Raw genomic sequence first — 1,062 nt, 5'->3', positions numbered from 1 at the left:
AAGATCACTGGACAAAACAACAACATTAAACATATTGCTGCCTAGCAGTAAATTACTAAGTATACGAATTTGGCGATATTAGGTTATGCGTTGTGCTATGCATGAGTTAGACGATATTATGATGCTTGTTAGTGCCACGTCTCAGTGCAGATAACTGTGCGTACAGTCGTTCATAAAAAAGACTAGTCTAAATGCAATTAGAAAAGAATATGTACATACAACCTGGCCCGGAATTTATTGAATTCAAAGAACAGTACAACAATATGACGCCGTTGGCGCCAAAACGAGAAATAACAACAAACAAAGAAAAATAATAACAACGGTAACACAGATAATATAGCCAGAAAACGAGACGGACGTAAAGCTAAATGAAAACAGACAAGATAGACAGTACACAATCAAAGCAAGGGTTTTGAACTTCAACATTGGCCAGGTCCAGCAGAACTCGTATCCCGCTAGTTTCCCGCATCCCTACGAAACAGAGCCGGCCCAATTAGCACCACCTCATCTCTAACGCCCTCGGCTGCACGATGATGCCTCGTAGCGAAAGCACGCTGATACACACTAGGAGCAGCCATGCCACCAGCGATCCATCGGGAGCTGTGGGGAACAGCGACGAAAAAATCCATGTCGTCAGGCCTGGGGTTGCATAGAGCATTTCGGTATTGTTGCGCCACAGTTCGACGACGGATATTGGTGTCATACGGCGGGATCTCAAGCGCCACCACCATCCCCAGGTTCGACCGTAGGTGGGGCGGTACGGGATCCAGGTTTCCTTGCTGAAGACAGTTCCTGGCGACGTCGGCCGGCATATAGACATACAGGATTCTTGGATTCGGCGGGACACGCTCCATGAACGCAAACCTAATGTGATCGACTAGCTCGAGTGTTCGGCCGCGGTACAACGGACACTCGCCGCCCCAAACTGTGTTCATACTCGCCGAGAGAGATAGTAGGATGAAATAGTGAGAGTAAGGATGGAAACAGAGGAGAGTTGATTGTGTGGTGAATGCACTGACGAAATGAAGCTTATATAGAGAGGGGCTCTCTTCCTTATTGGAC

1 protein-coding gene is annotated in these 1,062 nt (G+C 47.2%); it reads right to left on the bottom strand.

Annotation, left to right across the window (positions count from 1 at the left end; translation table 11 throughout):
• Positions 1-455: 455 nt before the first annotated feature.
• Positions 456-854 (bottom strand): RolB family protein, encoded by a 399-nt coding sequence (locus tag BSG20_RS39160; RefSeq protein WP_177309942.1) that lies wholly within the window; start codon positions 852-854, stop codon positions 456-458.
• Between the last annotated feature and the right edge of the window lie 208 nt (positions 855-1,062).

It is taken from the genome of Rhizobium tibeticum (assembly GCF_900110205.1).
GTDB lineage: Bacteria > Pseudomonadota > Alphaproteobacteria > Rhizobiales > Rhizobiaceae > Rhizobium > Rhizobium tibeticum.
This window is presented reverse-complemented; position numbering and strand designations above follow the sequence as displayed.

What these genes read in the sequence shown, in the direction of transcription:
- BSG20_RS39160 (WP_177309942.1), bottom strand. Translation starts at nt 854, where the DNA reads ATGGAGCGTGTCCCGCCGAATCCAAGAATCCTGTATGTCTATATGCCG.